At 35.9% G+C, this 20,405-nt stretch carries 21 protein-coding genes and 2 pseudogenes; 7 read left to right on the top strand and 16 right to left on the bottom strand.

Annotated elements, in window-relative coordinates:
• Positions 1-184: 184 nt before the first annotated feature.
• Together DCE79_RS08235 and DCE79_RS08230 are read right to left on the bottom strand one after the other, a co-directional pair.
• The gene (locus tag DCE79_RS08235; protein ID WP_108712585.1) at positions 185-1,984 is read right to left on the bottom strand and encodes a S9 family peptidase; all 1,800 of its coding nucleotides are present in this window, start codon (positions 1,982-1,984) and stop codon (positions 185-187) included.
• A gap of 340 nt (positions 1,985-2,324) precedes the next feature.
• A complete protein-coding gene (locus DCE79_RS08230; protein WP_108712584.1) occupies positions 2,325-3,140 on the bottom strand; it encodes a lipid II flippase Amj family protein in 816 nt (271 codons plus the stop codon).
• A gap of 518 nt (positions 3,141-3,658) precedes the next feature.
• Here DCE79_RS08230 and DCE79_RS08225 point away from each other — a divergent pair.
• Both DCE79_RS08225 and DCE79_RS08220 read left to right on the top strand, forming a co-directional pair.
• Entirely contained in the window at positions 3,659-4,267 is a 609-nt protein-coding gene (locus DCE79_RS08225) for a glycosyltransferase family 2 protein (RefSeq protein WP_234417371.1), read from the top strand.
• Positions 4,268-4,313: 46 nt separating this feature from the next.
• Positions 4,314-4,901: a glycosyltransferase family 2 protein gene (locus tag DCE79_RS08220; RefSeq protein WP_108712583.1), complete on the top strand. Its 588-nt coding sequence runs from the start codon at positions 4,314-4,316 to the stop codon at positions 4,899-4,901.
• Positions 4,902-5,094: 193 nt separating this feature from the next.
• Here DCE79_RS08220 and DCE79_RS08215 read toward each other — a convergent pair whose 3' ends face one another.
• On the bottom strand, positions 5,095-5,619 hold the full coding sequence (locus DCE79_RS08215; protein WP_199912309.1) for a class I SAM-dependent methyltransferase: 525 nt from the start codon (positions 5,617-5,619) through the stop codon (positions 5,095-5,097).
• 257 nt (positions 5,620-5,876) lie between these two features.
• Between DCE79_RS08215 and DCE79_RS08210 the strand changes: the two genes are divergently transcribed.
• From DCE79_RS08210 to DCE79_RS08200, 3 genes are read left to right on the top strand one after another with little or no spacing between them, the layout of a single operon-like run.
• Positions 5,877-6,479, top strand: coding sequence for a glycosyltransferase family 2 protein (locus DCE79_RS08210; protein ID WP_108712581.1), 603 nt, complete (start codon positions 5,877-5,879; stop codon positions 6,477-6,479).
• A 59-nt stretch (positions 6,480-6,538) separates the two neighbouring features.
• Positions 6,539-7,561, top strand: a complete 1,023-nt coding sequence (locus tag DCE79_RS08205; protein ID WP_108712580.1) for a polysaccharide biosynthesis protein — start codon at positions 6,539-6,541, stop codon at positions 7,559-7,561.
• A 1-nt stretch (position 7,562) separates the two neighbouring features.
• The gene (locus DCE79_RS08200) at positions 7,563-8,420 is read left to right on the top strand and encodes an SDR family oxidoreductase (RefSeq protein WP_108712579.1); all 858 of its coding nucleotides are present in this window, start codon (positions 7,563-7,565) and stop codon (positions 8,418-8,420) included.
• A 249-nt stretch (positions 8,421-8,669) separates the two neighbouring features.
• Here the strand turns inward: DCE79_RS08200 and DCE79_RS08195 are convergent, their stop codons facing one another.
• Together DCE79_RS08195 and DCE79_RS08190 are read right to left on the bottom strand one after the other, a co-directional pair.
• Positions 8,670-10,418, bottom strand: coding sequence for a collagen-like protein (locus DCE79_RS08195; RefSeq protein ID WP_108712578.1), 1,749 nt, complete (start codon positions 10,416-10,418; stop codon positions 8,670-8,672).
• Between the two features lie 61 nt (positions 10,419-10,479).
• Entirely contained in the window at positions 10,480-11,556 is a 1,077-nt protein-coding gene (locus DCE79_RS08190) for a tetratricopeptide repeat-containing glycosyltransferase family 2 protein (RefSeq protein WP_108712577.1), read from the bottom strand.
• Between the two features lie 147 nt (positions 11,557-11,703).
• Here DCE79_RS08190 and DCE79_RS08185 point away from each other — a divergent pair, with 147 nt between their 5' ends.
• On the top strand, positions 11,704-12,804 hold the full coding sequence (locus DCE79_RS08185) for a glycosyltransferase family 4 protein (protein ID WP_108712576.1): 1,101 nt from the start codon (positions 11,704-11,706) through the stop codon (positions 12,802-12,804).
• A gap of 121 nt (positions 12,805-12,925) precedes the next feature.
• Here the strand turns inward: DCE79_RS08185 and DCE79_RS08180 are convergent, their stop codons facing one another.
• From DCE79_RS08180 to DCE79_RS08140, 9 genes and pseudogenes are all read right to left on the bottom strand, one after another.
• Entirely contained in the window at positions 12,926-13,450 is a 525-nt protein-coding gene (locus tag DCE79_RS08180) for a DUF1572 family protein (protein WP_108712575.1), read from the bottom strand.
• Between the two features lie 37 nt (positions 13,451-13,487).
• On the bottom strand, positions 13,488-13,760 hold the full coding sequence (locus DCE79_RS08175; protein ID WP_108712574.1) for a DJ-1/PfpI family protein: 273 nt from the start codon (positions 13,758-13,760) through the stop codon (positions 13,488-13,490).
• Positions 13,761-13,801: 41 nt separating this feature from the next.
• Positions 13,802-14,020: pseudogene (locus DCE79_RS08170) on the bottom strand (VOC family protein); the annotation flags it as partial.
• Positions 14,021-14,136: 116 nt separating this feature from the next.
• Positions 14,137-14,496, bottom strand: coding sequence for a VOC family protein (locus tag DCE79_RS08165; RefSeq protein ID WP_108714462.1), 360 nt, complete (start codon positions 14,494-14,496; stop codon positions 14,137-14,139).
• Between the two features lie 296 nt (positions 14,497-14,792).
• A pseudogene (locus DCE79_RS08160) lies at positions 14,793-15,080 on the bottom strand (hypothetical protein); the annotation flags it as partial.
• 161 nt (positions 15,081-15,241) lie between these two features.
• The gene (locus DCE79_RS08155; protein WP_108714461.1) at positions 15,242-15,787 is read right to left on the bottom strand and encodes a GNAT family N-acetyltransferase; all 546 of its coding nucleotides are present in this window, start codon (positions 15,785-15,787) and stop codon (positions 15,242-15,244) included.
• Between the two features lie 55 nt (positions 15,788-15,842).
• Positions 15,843-16,613 (bottom strand): YqjF family protein, encoded by a 771-nt coding sequence (locus DCE79_RS08150; protein ID WP_234417370.1) that lies wholly within the window; start codon positions 16,611-16,613, stop codon positions 15,843-15,845.
• 186 nt (positions 16,614-16,799) lie between these two features.
• Positions 16,800-17,705 carry a stage II sporulation protein P gene (gene spoIIP, locus DCE79_RS08145; protein ID WP_108712572.1) on the bottom strand — a complete coding sequence of 302 codons (906 nt, stop codon included), beginning with the start codon at positions 17,703-17,705 and terminating at the stop codon, positions 16,800-16,802.
• Positions 17,695-18,234, bottom strand: coding sequence for an RNA polymerase sigma factor (locus DCE79_RS08140; protein WP_108712571.1), 540 nt, complete (start codon positions 18,232-18,234; stop codon positions 17,695-17,697). The genes spoIIP and DCE79_RS08140 overlap by 11 nt, the downstream gene beginning before the upstream one ends.
• Before the next feature lie 213 nt (positions 18,235-18,447).
• On the opposite strand from DCE79_RS08140, the gene DCE79_RS08135 reads away from it, so the two are divergent.
• Complete coding sequence (locus DCE79_RS08135) at positions 18,448-18,912, top strand: SAM-dependent methyltransferase (RefSeq protein WP_108712570.1); 465 nt, start codon at positions 18,448-18,450, stop codon at positions 18,910-18,912.
• 5 nt (positions 18,913-18,917) lie between these two features.
• Here DCE79_RS08135 and DCE79_RS08130 read toward each other — a convergent pair whose 3' ends face one another.
• Together DCE79_RS08130 and DCE79_RS08125 are read right to left on the bottom strand one after the other, a co-directional pair.
• The gene (locus DCE79_RS08130) at positions 18,918-19,643 is read right to left on the bottom strand and encodes a ZIP family metal transporter (RefSeq protein WP_108712569.1); all 726 of its coding nucleotides are present in this window, start codon (positions 19,641-19,643) and stop codon (positions 18,918-18,920) included.
• Positions 19,644-19,816: 173 nt separating this feature from the next.
• On the bottom strand, positions 19,817-20,320 hold the full coding sequence (locus tag DCE79_RS08125) for a QueT transporter family protein (RefSeq protein WP_108712568.1): 504 nt from the start codon (positions 20,318-20,320) through the stop codon (positions 19,817-19,819).
• Between the last annotated feature and the right edge of the window lie 85 nt (positions 20,321-20,405).

Genomic DNA, 20,405 nt, shown 5'->3' with positions numbered 1-20,405 from the left:
GTACAGTATTTAACTTATACTATGTATCATACATTATTATTGTTACAGATTTCATCGTTCATGATGTGTATTCGCTTTTTCGCCCATTGATTTTATAAAAAAACACCCTATAAGATAGACTTTTTGCAAAGTGACTATTTTATAGGGTACATTTTATTTTATTCCATGCTTGAAGGAAGTCCTTTTATGCTTTCACTTTCGCTTCAACGAATTGATTAAAAAATGTGAGGATTTTTTTGTAAACAGCAATTTCATTTTCCTTTTTAGAGAATCCATGGCCTTCGTCTTCAAGAAGCATGTATTCGACATCACGACCTTTATCTTTTAAAGCTTGCACAATTTGGTCGGATTCTGCTTTCACAACACGTGGGTCATTTGCTCCTTGGATAACGAGCATTGGCTTCGTCATCGTATCTAAATACGTAATTGGAGAGTATTCAGTCAGTTTTTCTTTGTCCTTTTCTGGATTTCCTACCCATTTATCCATCATCGGTTTCCAATCTTCAGGAACTGAATTGATAAATGAGAACAAATCAGATGGGCCAAAAATATCCACTACGGCTTTGAAATAATCAGCATGTCGGCCGTGAAGCAATAACGCCATGTATCCTCCATAGCTTCCGCCCATCAATAAAATATTGCCTTTTTCCGCGTAGCCATTATCAATAAGCCAATCGAGACCAGCGACATTGTCGAGGCGTGGGCCGTGTCCCCAATCCCCATCTACCATTTTCGTGAAAGCTAAGCCATAGCCTGTTGAACCACGGAAATTAGGAGCAAAGATGCTATAGCCATTATTTAAAAAGAATTGGAACGAAGCTCTGAAAAATTTACGCTCGGCAGCTTGCGGACCACCATGTGGCCAAAAGATGATTTCACAATTATCATTTTCCTTTTTTGCCTTGAAGAATAAGGATTCAATTTCAAGCCCGTCATAGGAAGTATACGTGATTACATCTGGCTCGACTAACTCGCTTTGATCGACGCCTGGAACTGAGTATTGCGTTAGAGAGATCCAAACATTTTCCATCAGTTGATAAATATTATGTGGATTTGTAGCTCCTCTTCCTAATAAATACAAACTACCGGATTTCGTAACGACAAGTTTTTCGATAACACTGCATGGTGTTTGCAGTTCTTTCCAATCATTTGTTTGCAAATCATACATGTATAAATGATCTTCTACACCTTTTTCACTACTAATATACAAGCGCTGTTGTTGTTTATCATATTTTAAGCCAGTAAAACTTTCATTCTCTATATCTTTCACTTTGGTAAATTCATTTTTCTCTAAATTATACGTAGCCAAATACGTAAAGTCTGCATCATAATTCGTTAAAAAATAGATGAGTTCGTCGGATACGAAACAGGCGTCACTGACCGTATGTTCCTGCTCTGTAAGTGGTGTCAGGAGAATATGCTCCTCTCCTCGTTTGGCATACATCAGTGAATACGTATTGGCAAAGGCTTTTACATAGAGGAATGTCTCTTCATTTGGGCTAAAATCTACTAAAAAAGTTGTCGTATCTTTACCCTCAAGGACGATTTCTTCCTCGCCTGTCTCAAGGTCATAGCCATAAGCATTTAAATAAGTTGGGTTTCCTTTAGAAGATGTGTAATATAGCTTTTTCCCATCTTCAGATAAAATGGGTCCAGCATTACGCGTTCCTTCTTCATAAATAATTGGTTTCAGTGTCCCCCCTTGTAGCGGAAGTCCATAAAATTGAGAATTTTCATCTCCATTTTGGTCAAAACCGGCAATGATGAACTGTCCTTGTTTATCATAAAGAAGACCTTGGCAGCTTTGGTCAATAAATGTCAGCTGCATCGGGAACGTATTCGGCAAATTCATCGCCCATAAATTATACTTACCACTTAAATTTGTACTGAAAACAAGTTGTTTTTCATCTGGACTCACCGCAAAATCACCTATCGCAAATGTTCGTAGAAACTGTTCCACATCAGGTTTAGAAAACGATACCATACTAAAAAAATCCCCCTCAAGTTTAAAATTAATGAAAATTCTGTATTTTTATAATATCACCATTACTGTTCTTTATATGGAAATAACAAAAAAATATATAAAAACACACTGAATGTACTATATGTTGATGGGTTGAAGATAAGTACACCTATTCATAAAACAAAGCTTTTCATATATTTCGAGAACCATAACGTGTAGATTTTCTCTCACATTCCCTTATTGTTAAGTAACTTATTTTACGCAATGAAAAATAAAAGATTTAGCTTCTGCTGTGGCTATTTTGAATGCCCAATCTTCATAAGCATTGACGGATTTGCAGCATTCTCAATTTGTTCTATACTTAAATCCACTCGGCAAACCACGCAACATAATAGGCTGCTGGTATAAATAATAATTGAGCAAAAATGGTACCAAAAAATTTCGAGCTAATCATCGTTAGTGAATAACTTTTCAAAAAGACATAATCGCTTTCCTTTTTTAATACTCTATCTGCTAAAACAGAAGCCTTTGGATCTATAAATAATGTCAGTAAAATCGTTGCTACTCCATTAATAATCCCTGAAGACATTAAAGCGGTCTGTACATAATCCTCTGGGACTAACATCGATGCATATAAAGAAGATAAAACGCCAATTGTAAAAACAGCAGAGACAATAACATTTATCACAAATAACCGTTTCGGTATGGTCTTAAATGTAATACCCTGTAAGTGCGTTAATTTAGGGAAGCGAAAACACATAACAATTTTTTTCATACCTTTAAGGTTTAATTGCTTGAACAGCATGGTGATTACCGAACCTTTTTCATTGGATAATTGAATAATAGCTCTTGAAAAAATGTTGATAAAGGTTGGAAATAAAAGAATACCAAGTAATACGCCAACAGATGTAATCCCTATTAAAATCCGATACTGGTCTTCTATAAAACCTAACTTGTTTAGATCTGGTGCTTCTGCTATTAGTTTTGCTGTTAAAGGTTGTTGAATCATAGTAGAAAATCTTGAAACAATCACTAACGTACTAAACAACGAAATAGCCGTTGCGATTAATCTTACCCTTATACCAGAAATCCGCGTAGAATAAGCTAAAGTCTCAATCGCAGTAATAATTAACAAGAACAATGCGATTACAATTACTTTACTTGTTATTAACTCCATCTACATCCTCCCCTAACATTCTTCTTCAATTGATAGCTTAGTCAAAATTAGTGGCATAACAATCTTATTGAATGAAAATTCTGACGAAATAGATAAAGGAATGTTCCAAGTACATTTGGAAATTCTAGTATGCATTTTAGGATAGAAGTATCAAATTAAGATCGGTAAAGAAATTTATCACGATATTGGTTTTGCATATTAGAGTTTGTACATTGATTTTATGGTTTTTCCCCACATAAACCGAACCCCGTTAGAATGCTCCCCATCTTGTTTTAATTAGCTTTCGGCAATACTATAAGCAAGTAATAAAAGATACCCGATTGTACACATTGCAATAATATTAATTCAACAAAAAATGCGCTAATCCTTTTTGGACCAACTATGTGTAATGAGTTAAGTAACTTAGATGTTTGAACAATAATCTCCTTCTAGGGGGGAGTCCTTAATCCTTTAATTATTAGTGCATATAGTATTGGAGAAGTGAGTTATAGGCATCTTCAACTAAAAGGTACAAAGGAGTGATTCCCATAAAATTTAGTTTTTTAACACCTGCATATAATTCTGAAAAGTGGATTTCGCGACTGTTAGACAGTATCCCGAAAAAATATGCATATGAAATTATTATTTGTGATGATGCTTCAACAGATAATACGCTGAATATTTTATTAGACTATCAAAAAAAATGCCCTCAACTTAAAATCTTAATCAATAAAAAAAATCTTGGCGCTAGTGAAAGTTATAATCGTTTAATCGAAGAGGCAACTGGAGATTACGTAGCCATTATAGATAGCGACGACATGTATTTACCAACGATTGTTGATGTATTAAAACAAGTCGATGGAACGTATGATATTTACTATTACAATATGTTAACAAAAGATGGGCAGGCATTTATTAAACGGCCTACCGATGGCTATATATGGCCAGGTCAATTTAAAATTATTCGGCGCTCCTTTATAGGGAATGCGCGATTTGTAACAAGAAAAGAATATGCCGGGGATACTGATTTTAATATGGCGTTACTTAATCAAGGTCCTACCTGTAAATATACTGGGATTTTCGCTTATTGGTACAACTTCCCGAGAGAAAATTCAGAATCTGATTTACATCTAAGAGGGTTAAAATAAATGGTGATTAAGCAATTAAAATAGTATATTTGAAAAGAGGTTTACTATGAAGTTTAGTTTTGTAACGCCAGTTTATAATGCTGAAGATTCTATTGAGATGATGCTCGATAGTATTCCAAAAGAATATGCTTACGAAATTATCGTTTGTGATGATGGCTCAACCGATCGAACATTAGAAATTTTGGAAAACTACCAAAAAACATGTCCTCAACTTAAATTTTTAAAGCATGAAAAAAATAAAGGGGCAAGTGAATCTTACAATGACTGCTTAGCTGCAGTTACAGGAGATTATGTAGCCATTATCGATAGTGATGATATCTATTTACCAACGATTAATGACGTATTACACCAAATCGATGGTACATACGATATTTATTATTACAATATGTTAACGAAAGAGGGTAGCTATTATATTCACGGCCCAGTTGATTGGCCAGGAAACTTTAAAATCTTTCGAAGTAGCATAATTGGGGATGCAAAATATACAAAAAAGCCTACTGGTGCAGATTTAGATTTTTATAATTCTTTATTAGCGAAAAATCCAACCCGCAAACATACAGGGATTTTTGCTTATTGGTATAACTACCCTCGAGAAGGTTCAGAGTCAGATTTATACTTTAAAAGTTTACATTGATATACTGGAAAATCTAATCTTTCAAATAAAAAAGCTCAAATTTTACATTACACTGTAAAATTTGAGCTTTTTTCTCTTTCATTATATTAACAATATCTTGGAAGCCTATTGCTAACTATATGTTTTTAGTCGTTTCTTCCCCATCTCCGAACAATTCGCTTCACTTAATCCATATTGTTTCTGCAGTAGCTTGTTACTCGTGCCAAGATAATTGCTTTTTACGTTTTCTGCAAAGAGTTAAACCAGGGTTAACCGGTATTGTCATTAATTCATACTCCGTTGTGTCTTTTGACAATTCTTCAATTGCTTGAAAGGCCGTATCGCAAAGAGCCCTTTGCATCATCCAATTATCCCTTGGGTGTGTATCATGGAACAAAATTAAACCATGTGGTGCGACGAAAGGAAAATAATCATAAAAGTCCTGTAATACCGCTTCTTTTGCATGGTCCGCGTCGATAAACAAAAGATCAATTTGCAATGGATTTTCTTGTAATTCTTGCACAAATTGTTGTGTAGTACCGTTAAAAAAACGGACTTTTTCCGACTGTTGCATAAAATTTCCTGCTACAGGATTCATGTCAACCCCAATTAATTTTTCCGCATGGGGAATCATTCTATTAAATAAATCACAGTGAAATAACCCAAGTTCTACATATAACTTTGGGCGAATAAGGCCTCCAAGAAAATCGATTAAATCCTCATGCCACGTTTCCTTCAATTTCTCACTACCTTCCTTATTGTATAAAAATTTATTAGAATTTAGCTCCTCTATCATATTTTGAAATGAACGAAATGTTACAAGAATAACATTTCATTTAATAATCTTTTCTAATTTCCCTTAGAACAACTTCTCTTCACAAGGATTCAAATATTTGGGTAGTAGCACCCAAACTCAAAATCCCCCTACCCATATAATAATTAGAGAATCATCTATAAAACTATAAAAAGTTTAATTCGACGGAATGGGGTGTTTATTTGAAATTCAGCTTTTTATCCCCTGCGTTCAATAGCGAGGCGTGGATTAAGCGAATGCTAGATAGTATTCCAAAAGAATATGCCTATGAAATTATTGTATGCGATGATGGTTCTATCGATCGGACCGTTGAAATTTTAGAGAAGTATCAGCAAACTTGTCCTCAACTCAAAATATTGAAGAACGGCGCAAATAAAGGCGCAAGTCATTCCTATAATCGATGCATTGAGGAAGCAAGCGGAGATTATATTGCAATTATTGACAGTGATGATATTTATTTACCTACCATACGAGATGTTTTAGCTCAAGTAGATGGTACATACGACATTTACTATTACAATATGTTGACTAAAATTGGGCAACGTTTTGTGAAGAGTGAAACAGATGGGTACAGTTGGTGTGGGCAATTTAAAATTATACGTAGAAATTTTATAGGGGATGCGAGATTTACAAATCGAAAAGATATGGCTGGAGATTACGATTTCAATAAAACATTAATTGATCAACATCCAACGAGCAAATATACAGGAATCTTCGCCTATTGGTACAACTACCCAAGGGAAAATTCGGAGTTTTATTTATATCAAAGAGGATTAAAATCGTGAATCCATAATGAAGTACGACTAATATTTAATATTACAGTGAAGTTTGGAGAGAATACACCTTGTTTAAAGACAAAATATTATTGATAACTGGCGGCACTGGTTCATTTGGAAATGCAGTATTGAAACAATTTTTAAATACGGATATTAAAGAAATTCGAATTTTTTCTCGAGATGAAAAGAAACAAGATGACATGCGGACTTTATATCAAAATGATAAATTAAAGTTCTTTATCGGGGATGTCAGGGACATTCATAGTATTAATCATGCTATGTATAATGTGGATTATGTATTTCATGCTGCAGCCTTGAAGCAAGTACCTTCTTGCGAGTTTTTTCCTTTAGAGGCTGTCAAAACAAATATTCTTGGCACAGATAATATGTTAACTTCCGCTATTCAAGCAGGTGTTAAAAAAGTCATTTGTCTTTCTACCGACAAAGCCGCTTATCCTGTAAATGCCATGGGGATTTCTAAAGCAATGATGGAAAAAACGTTTATTGCAAAATCACGAATGGCTCCTGATGAAACGTTAATCTGTGGTACTCGTTATGGAAATGTAATGGCATCAAGAGGTTCGGTCATTCCGTTATTTATCGATCAAATTAAGAGTGGAAAACCACTGACAATTACTGATGACAAAATGACACGCTTTATGATGAGTCTAGAAGAAGCGGTAGACTTAGTCATCTATGCATTCCATCATGCATCAAATGGTGACATTATGGTACAAAAAGCTCCCTCTTCTTATATTAAAGACCTCGCTCAAGCATTAATTGAGTTATTTGAAGCAAATAATGAGATTCATACAATAGGCACTCGTCATGGTGAAAAAATATATGAAGTACTATTAACGAAAGAAGAAGCAGCGAAGGCGATTGATATTGGCAACTTTTATCGAATCCCCGCTGACAACCGTGATTTAAATTACGCAAAATATCTCAATCAAGGCTCCCCTAAAATTACATTAAGTGATGAATATAACTCCAACAACACAAAAATCCTTACAATCGATGAAATAAAACAGAAATTACTAACGCTCCCTTTAATACAAGAGGAATTAAATTCTTGGAAGGGTGGTCATTAGTTTGAAATATTTAGTATTAGGCGCAACTGGAATGGCTGGTCATACAATTGCTCTTTATTTGTTGGAGAATGGGCATGAAGTCATTACGTACTCTAGAAGTCCTTTTTCGTATGGAGATAATGTGAATGGTGATTTAACAGATGGAGCATTTTTAAAGTCCCTTCTTCTCGATTTGGACTACGATATTGTGATTAATTGTATCGGCGTATTGAACGATGCTTGTGATAAAGCACCCTCCAATGCGGTCTTTTTTAACAGTTATTTACCACATGCCATTGTTGAAATACTTAAAGCCGATGAACATAAAAAGTTATTCCACATGAGTACAGATTGTGTATTTTCAGGAAAAAAGGCCCCCTATTATGAGCATAGTCTTCGTGATGGAGAAACCTTTTATGATCGCACGAAGGCATTAGGGGAAATCGAAAATGAAAGACATTTAACATTTAGAAATTCCATTATCGGTCCTGATATGAAAGAAGACGGAATTGGCTTATTTAATTGGTTTATGAAACAAAATGGCACGATACATGGTTATAAAGAGGCTATTTGGACTGGAGTTACAACGTTAACGTTAGCTAAAGCGATGGAAAGAGCAGGAAGCGAAGGGTTATGCGGATTATACAATTTAGTAAATAATGCTAGCATAAATAAATTTGACCTTTTAACGTTATTCAATCAACATTTTAAGGATGAAAAAATAATCATTTTACCTGATTCAAAAGTGAAATTAGATAAAACCCTTATCAATCAACGGCAGGATTTTAAATTTAAAGTCCCGTCTTATGAACAGATGATTATCGAGATGAAAGATTGGATTGAGTCTCACCATAATTTATATGCGCATTATTTCATTTAAATATATGAACTTTCAAAACTGAGTTTGTTAAAAACAAATTCAGTTTTTTATTTGCGTTTTTGAGCTGAAAAATACCCGTGAAAAAATTCAACCCTGACGTTTATTAGAATAACTCCTACCATCTCTAACTGTACCAAAAACAGCCTAAGGGTAAAATAAAAAAAGTGTTGCAAATCTACTAGCATTTGATTTGCAACACTTTAAATTTATAGAGTTGGGTTTCATCCCAGCACCTTTATTTATAATTTTCTATGCTAATCGAATAATAGTTAATGAGGCATTTATTACCTCTTGACCATCTAAGGTTTCTCTAAGCGTTGTTGGTGAAGTACCTGCATTAACTAAGTTGATAGTAGCTGGTGCAGTAATAGAAAGTATAGCATTCCCCGTTAAACTTTGTGTATCAAGACCTGATGAAGTGAATTGACCATATACAGTTGAAGGTTGCGTAATTGAATTTACCTGAATACCAAATACTGCATTATCCAAGCCAGTAGATAAAGCGGTGTATACAATCAAGTACGTTCCACTTTCTGTTATAACTACATCCTGCGATGGTGCGGTAAATGTAATACCTCCCAAAATTGGTCCGTTAGCTCTTAATAGAACCGGTGTAGCTGCCCCAACAGATGTAGTTCCTGTTGTGAAGAAATATCCAAATCCAGAAATTGTACCGGTTGCTCCTGTTGCTCCGGTCGGACCCGTTTCACCTGTTGCTCCTGTTTCACCTGTCGCTCCGGTTGGTCCTGTTGGGAATGTTGTTTGTTCGATTGTAACAATGGCAGAACCTGGTGTTACTATAATTTCCAATGTATCAGAATTAAAAGCTAAAACATCTCCTAAACCTACTGTTGCTGTACCAGTCTCTCCTGAAACAAAGAATAAAGCTTGGCCTGTTGCGAATGCACCTGTTGCGCCTGTTGCCCCAGTTGCTCCTGCTTCTCCTGTTGCTCCAGTTGCTCCCGCTTCTCCTGTTGCTCCAGTTGCTCCGGTTGCTCCCGCTTCTCCTGTTGCCCCAGTTGCTCCTGCTTCTCCAGTTGCTCCGGTTGCTCCCGCTTCTCCTGTTGCCCCAGTTGCTCCGGTTGCTCCCGCTTCTCCTGTTGCCCCAGTTGCTCCCGCTTCTCCTGTTGCTCCTGCTTCTCCTGTTGCTCCTGCTTCTCCAGTTGCTCCGGTTGCTCCTGTATCTCCTGTCGGTCCGGTTGCTCCCGTTGTTCCTGTTACTCCTGTTGCTCCGGTTGCTCCTGTTGCCCCAGTTGCTCCGGTTGCTCCCGCTTCTCCTGTTGCCCCAGTTGCTCCCGCTTCTCCTGTTGCTCCTGCTTCTCCAGTTCCTCCTGTTGCTCCAGTTCCTCCTGTTGCTCCGGTTCCTCCAGTTCCTCCTGTTGCTCCAGTTGCTCCAGTTCCTCCAGTTCCTCCTGTTGCTCCAGTTGCTCCTGTTCCTCCTGTTGCTCCGGTTGCTCCTGTTGCTCCTGTTGCTCCAGTTCCTCCTGTTGCTCCTGTTGCTCCTGTTGCTCCAGTTCCTCCTGTTGCTCCAGTTCCTCCAGTTCCTCCTGTTGCTCCGGTTGCTCCTGTTGCTCCAGTTGCTCCAGTTCCTCCTGTTGCTCCGGTTGCTCCTGTTGCTCCAGTTGCTCCAGTTCCTCCTGTTGCTCCTGTTGCTCCTGTTGCTCCTGTTGCCCCAGTTGCTCCTGTTGCTCCAGTTGCTCCTGTTGCTCCTGTTGCTCCAGTTCCTCCTGTTGCTCCAGTTACTCCAGTACCTGGACCTGTTGGACCTGTTGGACCTGTTGGACCTGTTGGACCTGTTGGACCTGTTACCCCAGTCGGACCAGGACTTGGAGGCGTAGGAGGTAAAGGTACACAATGACATTTTGGTGAATGACATCTTATACAAGCATCTTGGGCACGATATACTTTTAATGGACCTTTGTTTTGATTCTGGCAAATACAATCTGAATGGTGACACATTTTACAAGCATGATGATTATAATAATTATTTAAACTCATATTTTCTCACCTCCCTCGTAATAAGCTATTCAACTCTATAATGGGAGGTAAGGACATAAAACTATTTGAATAAAATATTATCAAAGTATTTTTTGTTATATAGTACTTTTTCAGAGTTTGGAATATATTTACTAGCTAACTCATTATGCATATAAGCAGTTTGGTAATCTTTTAAACGATCGTATAGAACACATAGTTGTAAATGTGGAAGCCAAGTAGAAAATGCTGGATTTTGCAGACTTAAACTCGATTCTACACTCGTGCTGTGTAAAAGAGCATGTTTATACCAATATATTGCTTCATTATTTTTATTTTGCTCCATAAAATAGAACCCAATTCGACAGCATGCTTCTGGTCGTGGCATATCATAAGAAAAGGTTCTTAACGTTGCTGTAATCGCCTTATCTTTTTCCTTTATTTCACTATAACAATCAGCTATTCGAAGACAAGCTCGAATATTATCCTCAACCCACCCTTTTTTTGTTTCAAGAAATTCCTCATATTTCTTTATTGCTTGAAGATATTCTCCATGATCTGCGAGTTCATTTGCATAATAATAAAGATCTCTTGGAGAAAAGTCTTTTCCTGCTTCTAACATTTTTTCATAAATTCCGATATTCCGATTCGTATCATGACTTAACGGAAGATGGCTAACCGCTAAATCACTCTGATATATATTTCCATGAACTGCGAGATACTCATGGACTTCACCAACCCATTGGAAATTGTTCAATCTTTTCGCTAAGCGATTTCTTCGTAAAAGTGCAGTAACATTCCCATCATTATCAAATCCTAAATTATAGATCATAGAAACTGCATCAACATCTGGAGAAAGCGTTTCTTTTAAACGTTTAAACTTTTCTTGGTCTTCTTCCAGAAATACATCATCTGCATCAATCCAGAGAATATAGTTCTTCGTTGCTTGCTGGAAAGAGAAATTTCTTGCAGCAGCGAAGTTATTAATCCACTCAAAATCAAAAATTCTATCGGTAAAAGTACTAACAATTTCTTTTGTTTTATCTGTTGAACCTGTATCGACAATATTTATTTCATCAACGAGGTCTTTTACAGATTCAAGACAACGACCAATTACCTCTTCTTCATTTTTTACAATCATACATAAACTAATTGAAATCATTACATTTCCCTCCCGTACTATATATATGTATAGGAAGTAAGATTGGTTGGGACATATATAGGGAAAATGTGTAAGAATGGAACCTAATTTGTACATGAAAACTATCATATTGTAAGGGGACAGAAAATACTATGGAGGGGAAATTTCATGAAAAAAATTGCGTTACTCAGTATGGATGGGCATACATTAGGTGATCAATATATTTTTAAAGATATTTGCTTAATTCCTATCTTGTTAGGGGATTATTTAGGCTATGATGTTCTAATTACGACGGAAATAAATCAAGAAAAGTTAAAGGAAACTTTTCCAAGTATCAATTTTGAATTTATCGCTTTTCAGGATAATTATGAAATAAATATGAATCAATATTTACAAGACCATGCGAACGAAATCGATATTACCTTTGCCTTTGGGGCTTATCCTTCTTATTTGCAACTATTAGAGACATACAAAAAGAACAACCCAAATGGAAAAACGTATTTAAAATTGGATATGAACCGCTATTGGTTAAATCGTTTAGTAGATTCACCCAATTATTTAAATCACCTATTTCAGCATTGTGATTTTGTATCAGCAGAATGTACACCCATTGTAAAAATACTTGAGGAAAAATATCAAAGGAAAATTCACCATATTCCAAATGGGTATTATGATTTTTCCCCAACAGAAGCGGTGTCTTATGATGAAAAGAAAAATATAATTTTAACTGTCGGTCGATTGGATTCACCGGATAAACAAGTAATGATGACCGTACATGCTTTTTTGAATGCCAGGCTTCCGGATTGGGAGCTTCGTTTAGTTGGTGCCATGTCAGATGAATTTAAAAAACAGTTAATAGATGTTGTTTCTGCTAGTCCGTATTCGAATCAGGTTAAAATTTTAGGACCTATCTTTGACAAGCTTAAATTAGAGGCCGAATATCGACAAGCTAAAATATTTTGTCTTACATCAAAGGTTGAATGTCATGCCCACGTATTAGCGGAAGCTGCAAAAAACGGATGTTATCTCATGTTGACGGATATAGATGGTGCAATTGATATTACGAAAAATCAAAGATGGGGAAGAATCCATCCTATATACAATTGGCCCTTCTTTACTGAGTCACTTAAAGAAGTGTCAGAACAGGAAGAATTGCTTAAAGTAACATGTGAGGAAATTCAAAACTTTGCAAGAGAGAACTTAAATTGGCATCACCTCATTGAGAAAATAGCGAAAATTTTAGGAGAAGAACTTGAACAAAAAAACTGAGTTACTATTTTGGATGGAACCTATATATTAGTATGCGAAATTATCGAATGATGAATAAAGCAAAGTTTAGTAAACGACGGCTATAAATTAGAATTTTGGACAGAAGCTTATCTAGTTACGCTTACAGTCCGGATTTAGTTACATTGTCCTTCTTGGATTTCTTAGGAATCGTTAATGATTGCCAATTACTTGATTTTAAATGTTTGGCTATATAAATGATTTGCCCAATATGATAAGAATAATGGTACATTTGACGTTCAATTGCTTCTATCACTGAATGCGACTCATTTCGGATCGTAATTGTTTTTAACAGGTGTTCTTCGTCAATGTCTTTTAATGACGTTAAAAAGGTAGTCCAACCAAGGTTCCACAGTTCCATAACCTGATCTTTCGTATGAAAATCTCCTACAAATTCTTCATCCCGATTACGGTCCGGTTTTTCCCCATCTGTTGTAAAAAAATCAGTCCAACGAGAAACCATATTTCCACTCATATGTTTGATAATAATCGCAATACTATTAGACTCTTCATCAGGAGTCCAAAACAATTCACTTTCCGTTAATTGCTCAATTGCTTTTTCGGCCGTTATTTTTGCTTCTGTAAAGCGTTGAAGAACTGTTCTCAAATACTCTCTACCTATGCTCATAAACTCACCTTTCTATAAAGGATTTTTCCACCAGCATTTAACCTTGGTACCATCTTTCATCAAAAGAAAGGTTCAATGCTTTTCCTATTAATGTTCCAAACTGTATAAACCCACTCCCTGTAGCAGTAATTAATTTACCATCTTGGACTACGAGATTATCCGAATAATGTTCACGTTCAAAAATCCCTAACGTCTCACGTGCTTGTTCCGTCAATCCGACTGTATATTTTTTACCCTTTAACACGCCCGCTTTAGCTAGGAGATAGGGAGAACTAGAAATGCTGGCAATTAATGCAACTTTACTTTCCATCTCTCGAATAAAATCAAATAGTCTTTCCTCATTTTGCAGTATTCTATTGAAAAGGCAATATGTGTATAGGATTGGCTTATTTCATTACGGGGTATATTTTTCTCTACGTTCAGAGCAAGCCACATACCATTTATATCGAAGTAAGCAGTTTTTTTACCCTTTACTAACAATTTAGCATCAAAAACTTTATGATAAAACTCTATTGAATCTTCTAAATCAGTAACTGAAAATAGTAAATGATTAAGACCTTTTATAGACACTTTTATCACCCCTAAGTTTGAATCTTAAATTAAACTGGGTCGTTAATTGTAGTGGGAAATATCCCTAATCCTTAACGAAGTAAATAAGTAACTACACTTCAACAGATTTATTCTTATTATTTACCTACTAAAACAAACACATTTCCATCTGGTGCTTGCATTACAGCAACATGACCACCTAAAGAATTAGGGAAAGGCGTGCGAATCCACTGCACTTCAGTATTTAATTTTAATCTTTTGTAAGCCTCCCGAACGTCTTCAACAACAATTTCCGCTTCAATAAAATTCAAATTGGGGTTATTCTTTAATACTAACTCTGAATTACCATCAGGAAATTTCATGCCAACCAGTGTCCATTGTTTTTCTTCGTCTTGAAATGTTTCCCAAGATTTTGTTAACCCTAATGATTGATAGAACTTTACCGACTTTTCAATGTCTTCTGTATAAATTGCAACACATTCTAATGCTTTCCACATCATTCATTCTCCCCTTCATAAAACAAAAACTTATGTTCCTTATATATAATAATCCATATTTTAAATACCCATAATGAATATCACAAATGTTAATTTTCTCTTTTTATTGATTTAGAATCGACTATTTTGTCACCAATAAACGCTATTAATAAACCAATAATGATTGGTAAGAGGGCAACTTCAGTACTTGAAGGTGTAATCTTAAATACAAGAAAATCTATATCGAATATAAACCCCAATAAATATAGGAATGCCATTGATCCTAACGAAAGAATTAAAGGAATCATATACTCTTTTTTGCTATAAATTTCATAAGCAAAGTATCCAAATAACAAACCGAATCCAGCTCCTAAACTAATTGCAGAAAGTAAAGAGATTGGAGAAAATATGCTAAGGAGTATCCCAACAACATAACCAATTACCATTCCCAGCGGTATTAAACTATCTAATAAAATTTGAGCACCTTTTGAATTTTTCTTACCCAAGGTGCCTTTCTTAAGTTTGCGCTCCATTCTTTTCACTACGAATACAGCAATTCCACCTACTATTATAAGAGGTAGAGCGATTTCCAAAGCTAAATCCATATTAGAATCTCCCTTGTTTAGCATAATTTATTCCGCAAAATAGCCCGCTTGCGGAATAATGCTGGTGATTAATGAAATTTCATTTTCCATCTGTATAATATGCGCAAAAAGCCTTTCCTCATTTTGTAGTATTCTATTCCCCATGAAGCCTGCTGTTTAATTTATTCATTAAATCTTCCCATGACAACTGTATTATAATAATTCCCATCGGATAGTAGCCTATCATTTTTTAGTACGCCTTCTTGTTCAAACCCTAACTTTTTATACAGCATGATGGCTTTTTCATTGGTTTCGAGTACATTTAAAGTCATTTTTCTAATATCGTTAGCATCAGCCCATTTAATAGATTCCTTTAACAAGTTCGTACCAATGCTATAGCCCCAAAAATCCTTTAGTACACAAACACCAAACTCCACTTTATGAGCCATTCTTTTCAACTCATTGCCTTCACACCTTGAAAAGCCTACTATACTACCGCTTACTTCACAGACTAGAAAAAGATTATGAGATTTTTTTGTGTCTTCTTTAATTAACTGTTTAAAACCAACCTCATCTATGTACGCTTCCCCTTGTTCCCTATCCATATTTTCTGTTTCACCATCGATTTGGAATCGTACTTCAGACAATTTTTTCGCATCCTCTTGTTTCGCTGACCTTAAAGAATAGGTTAAATTACGAATATGGAATTCTATTGGATTTACTATTATTACAAACTCCTCCCTCCTGAGATTTTCCAGCTTAAAGCGATAACTATCTCTGTCCTCAAATACTAAAACGATTCGTGAAATGATGAACCAATGGCCAAGCACGCACCTCTATTTTTTTTGCAAAATGCAGTATAGGCAAATCACTCTCAACAGCAATTCCTTGCTTGGACAGTATCGAATTATGCTTAAATTCTGCTTCTGCATTTTGTAATATCCAAGGCTCATGTAAAATATCGCAACGTAGTGGTACACCTGAGGAATTTAACGTATAAAAGCAGTAACGCTCGACCAACCATTCCTCGAAAGACCCAATAGGTGCTTGAAATGGTTCTGAAATCGGTCTATAGCTACACGCTAATTCAATTTCAGTGTCCTTTCGTCTCTTACTTTCAAATTCAATAGTTGTTGTTCCACTATTTTTGATTTCCATTTCAGAGTACCAATATGGTAAATGATAGAGAGTTTTAGCTCCCTGTACAGCAAGCCAGTTGGCAGCATCCAAACTAAAAAAGTACACGCCAGGCTTACCATTTAGCACTACATAGGTCCGTACATTCAGCTCCGGAAATTGGTCTGTTCCCGGAATAGGTGGCAATCCTCGTAGCCTAACTCCCGACATACGAAACGGCACAACCCCAATCCAGCACATATCATTATATGAATCCAAAGGCAGTTCTTCAGGTACTAACTTTCGTAATGCTTCAAATTTAATTGGATAATGGGCAAATAAAAGATCGCTCCATGTCTGTTTCATCGTCCAAGGTAAATTCGGTAGAGCCCACGGACGATGACTGTCATCCCATCGATTTTTCGAATTTTTTTCCACAGCAAGTCACTTCCTTTTTTACTTATTATTACATAATTTTCGAAGTCTAAATTAATTTATTTTCAAAGATTGTTTGATAATTATAATAACTACTTAAATTGTATCTAACTGTAAAAAGAGCTGTTGAACTTTGTCGATCAACAACTCATTATATTTTTATGGGACAAAGATTACCCAAACATAATTTTATTCTTTTAATTCCTGAATTATTTCCTTAATAGCTTTTGCTAAAGCATTAGTAGTTCTATAAGATTCCTCTAATGTATTTTCAACACCACCAATGTTTAACAAGGCGGCTTGATCATAGACATCTTGATTATATGTGTTTCGAGGATTCACACCTTTTTCACTAACACCTTTTGATAATCCAGGATACAGTTGCTCTAATTTTTCATGAATGCGGTTGGCAAATGCTTTGTTTTTTTCATAATTATCGCTTGTCTTTGATACAACAAACCCGATTCTTGCATAATTGATTCCGTCAATCTTGATTGTGGTTGTTGTTCTTTTTTCGGAATCTCTGTGTATATCGAAAACCATTTTAATGCTGTTATATTTATTTACGGCATCCTGTACAACTTCCCTCGAAATGGTATAGGCGTCATTGAAAGTTAAATTTTGTTCCTGTAGCATTTCGAAAATATCGGTCTCACTGTACACACTGTTAATATTGTTTTCCTTTAGAGCCTCACTTAAAGCCTTTCCGACTAAAGTGACATTTTTAGTTGGGCTAAATGGTTCGCCAAATTGTGTGATATTATGTTCTGGCAAATATGATTCGTGATTATGTGTGTGGTAAATAAACACTACTGGATTTTTGTCATCAATGGCAGTGGCGGACGATCCATTGCCAGCATGACTAAACATAGTTGTAATTGACTTGTCCTCTATAAAGAAAAGCATATAGGATAATACGATTGCGAAAAGTAAAATACTGCTTGTGACAGCTGATAATCTTTTTACACTGCTCGTTCGCTTCATACCTCTTGCCTTTTGTCTCAACTTCTTTTCGGTTGATGCAATAAAGTCCTTACTTGGATGTTGAGGATACGTTTCTTTCATCATTTGAAATAGTTCTTTTTCATTTAACATTTGTCAAAACCCCCTCTACGCCAATATTCAATTTTCCTTTCAGGTCTTTCAATGCTCTGTGGTAATCTACTTTCACTTTTGATTCACTACATTGTAGAATTTCCGACGTCTCCTTGATGGAGCATTCATTGATGCCGCGCAAAATGACGACCGCCCTATATTTTGGCTTTAATTTAGAAATCGCTGCATGCACCATTTGTTCCATTTCAGAAATTTCAACCTCTTCATCAGGCTTTTTGTCTTTAGACTCTAATTGCGTGAAAAACCCTTCCTTAAAGACAGCGGTAAACTTCTTTTTTCGATAATGGTCTACTGCTACATGTTTGGCGATGGAGAAGATCCATGTCTTTAGATTGTTGCCTTCTTTAAAATTTGGTAAGTTTTTTAATACACGAATAAATACTTCTTGCGTCAAGTCCTCTGCATCGTTTTGATTTCCTGAAAAACAAATAAGAAATCGAAATACGTCTAAATAATGTTTGTGGTAAATCTCAACGATACTCGATTCTAAGTCCTTTCGATCAATCAAGCTTATCCCTCCTCAATCTGTTCACTCATTATTCGTTTGAGGTTTAGAAAAGGTTACAATTATTTGATTTAAAATTTCCCATTCTCCCCCGCTGCTCCATAAGACAAAGTTATGACACTATATAATAGATGAATATTATCTTTTATATATTGTAGTTGGTATGATGAATATGAAAATAATGGGATTTTTTATTCAAATAAGGAGGAACAGCAAATGCAGTATTCAATCCAGCCCGTAGCTTATGTAAATAATAATCGAAAAGAGATTGCGGATGATAATTGGGGTTCCATCTTATCAACAATTGAACTTGCAGAAAATATTAATACTTCATCATTAAAAGGTATCAATGAATTCTCGCATTTAGAAATCATTTTTTACTTTGATAAAGTATCCGATCATCAAATTCAATATGAAGCAAGACATCCAAGAAACAATCAAGCATATCCTGAGGTTGGGATCTTCGTTCAACGGGGAAAAAATAGACCAAATAAATTGGGCGTAACTATGGTTGAACTGGTTGACGTTAAAGAGCGGGCTTTAATTGTTAAAGGATTAGATGCAATAGATGGAACGCCCATTATCGACATGAAGCCAGTAATGAAGGAATTCCTACCTAAAGGTGAAGTAAGACAACCGAATTGGTCCATCTCTTTAATGGAAAATTATTGGGGAGATTAATATTGTTATCGAAACCAATCCGTTAAAATCACCATTGTCAGAAAGCCGAAAATGAAGGCGATTGTTGCTGCTCTTTCATTGCCATCTCCATGACTCTCTGGAATTAATTCTTTATAAACAACAAAGAGCATTGAACCTGCAGCAAAAGCAAGGCCATAAGGGACAATATATTCAAACGATTCTCCAAATAATATACCAATTAATCCAGCACACATTTCAATGATTCCTGTCAAGGTAGCCAAAAAAATGGCCTTACTACGTTTCACATTTTGTGTCACTAAAAACAGGGCAACTAAAAAGCCATCTGGTACATTTTGAAGTCCAATTGCAATCGCAACAAGTACCCCCAACTCCTGTCCATTGCGTACATTACTAATACCGACTGATAAACCCTCAGGCAAGTTATGTAAAGACATGGCAACTAAAAACAAAACGATTGCTCTCGAATTAGTCGCCGGTTTACGTGAATGCTCTAAATCAACATGTGGAATTATACTTTCTAATAGCGTGAGGACAAACGTACCGATCAGTATCCCTATAACCAATACAGTAATGTTCGATAGTTTGAGAGCAGATGGAATTAAACCATAGGCGGAAGCGGCAACCATTATGCCTGCTGTATAAGCGAGCAATGTATCCTTTCCTTTATGGGAAACGTTTTTAATTAACAAAACAGGAATGGCGCCTAAGCCTGTACAAAGAGAAGAAAGAATAATAGGTAAATACTGCATTGGAATCCTCCAGAATCGTGTTAATTCATGTTATGTAAAAATCCCAGTAACATGCACCCTAGATGGCTGCATATTGATTCATCAAATACTGATTCGGGTTTCTAACTATTTTTAAAATAGTATTATATAAGCCCAATAGAAAAGCCCCGCTTAAATTTGCGAGGCTGGAGCTGTTATTTAGTAAAATCAATTTTCTTCTGTAATAAATAAATTGTGATGCCACCTACTAGCATTGAAAAGGCTTCACCGACTGCTACCATGCCATATGTTGGCCAAAATGGTGCATTAAATATGATCGTGATTTGTGCAGCTACTGTAAACATCGAGGCTGTAAAAATTATGCCGGTTACAATCAATTTCCACACCAAGCTTTTCATATTTTTTGTTAGCATTCGACAAATCATCAATGCAATGAATGTCGCAATACCACCTACCGGTACATCAACCCACCACATCGGTGATAAGAAATTTGCGATAACTACGCCAAGCGTTACCGCCATAATATAACGTTTATGGAAAAGTGCTAAATAGTTAAACATTTCGGATAGTCTTAATTGAACAGCACCGAAACTAATCACAGCTAAAACAAGTGTCACTGCCACATAAAGCGAAGCAATGATAGCCACCTTAGCCGTTTCATGCACGCTAACACGTGACGTTGAAACAGAAGTTGCCATTATTTAAATTTCCTCCTTTATAAAATAGCTTTTTGCTATTTTACTAATAACTATGACCAAAGGAGCAAGAGTGCTAGTACTCTGC

Source organism: Lysinibacillus sp. 2017 (assembly GCF_003073375.1).
GTDB lineage: Bacteria > Bacillota > Bacilli > Bacillales_A > Planococcaceae > Solibacillus.
This window is presented reverse-complemented; position numbering and strand designations above follow the sequence as displayed.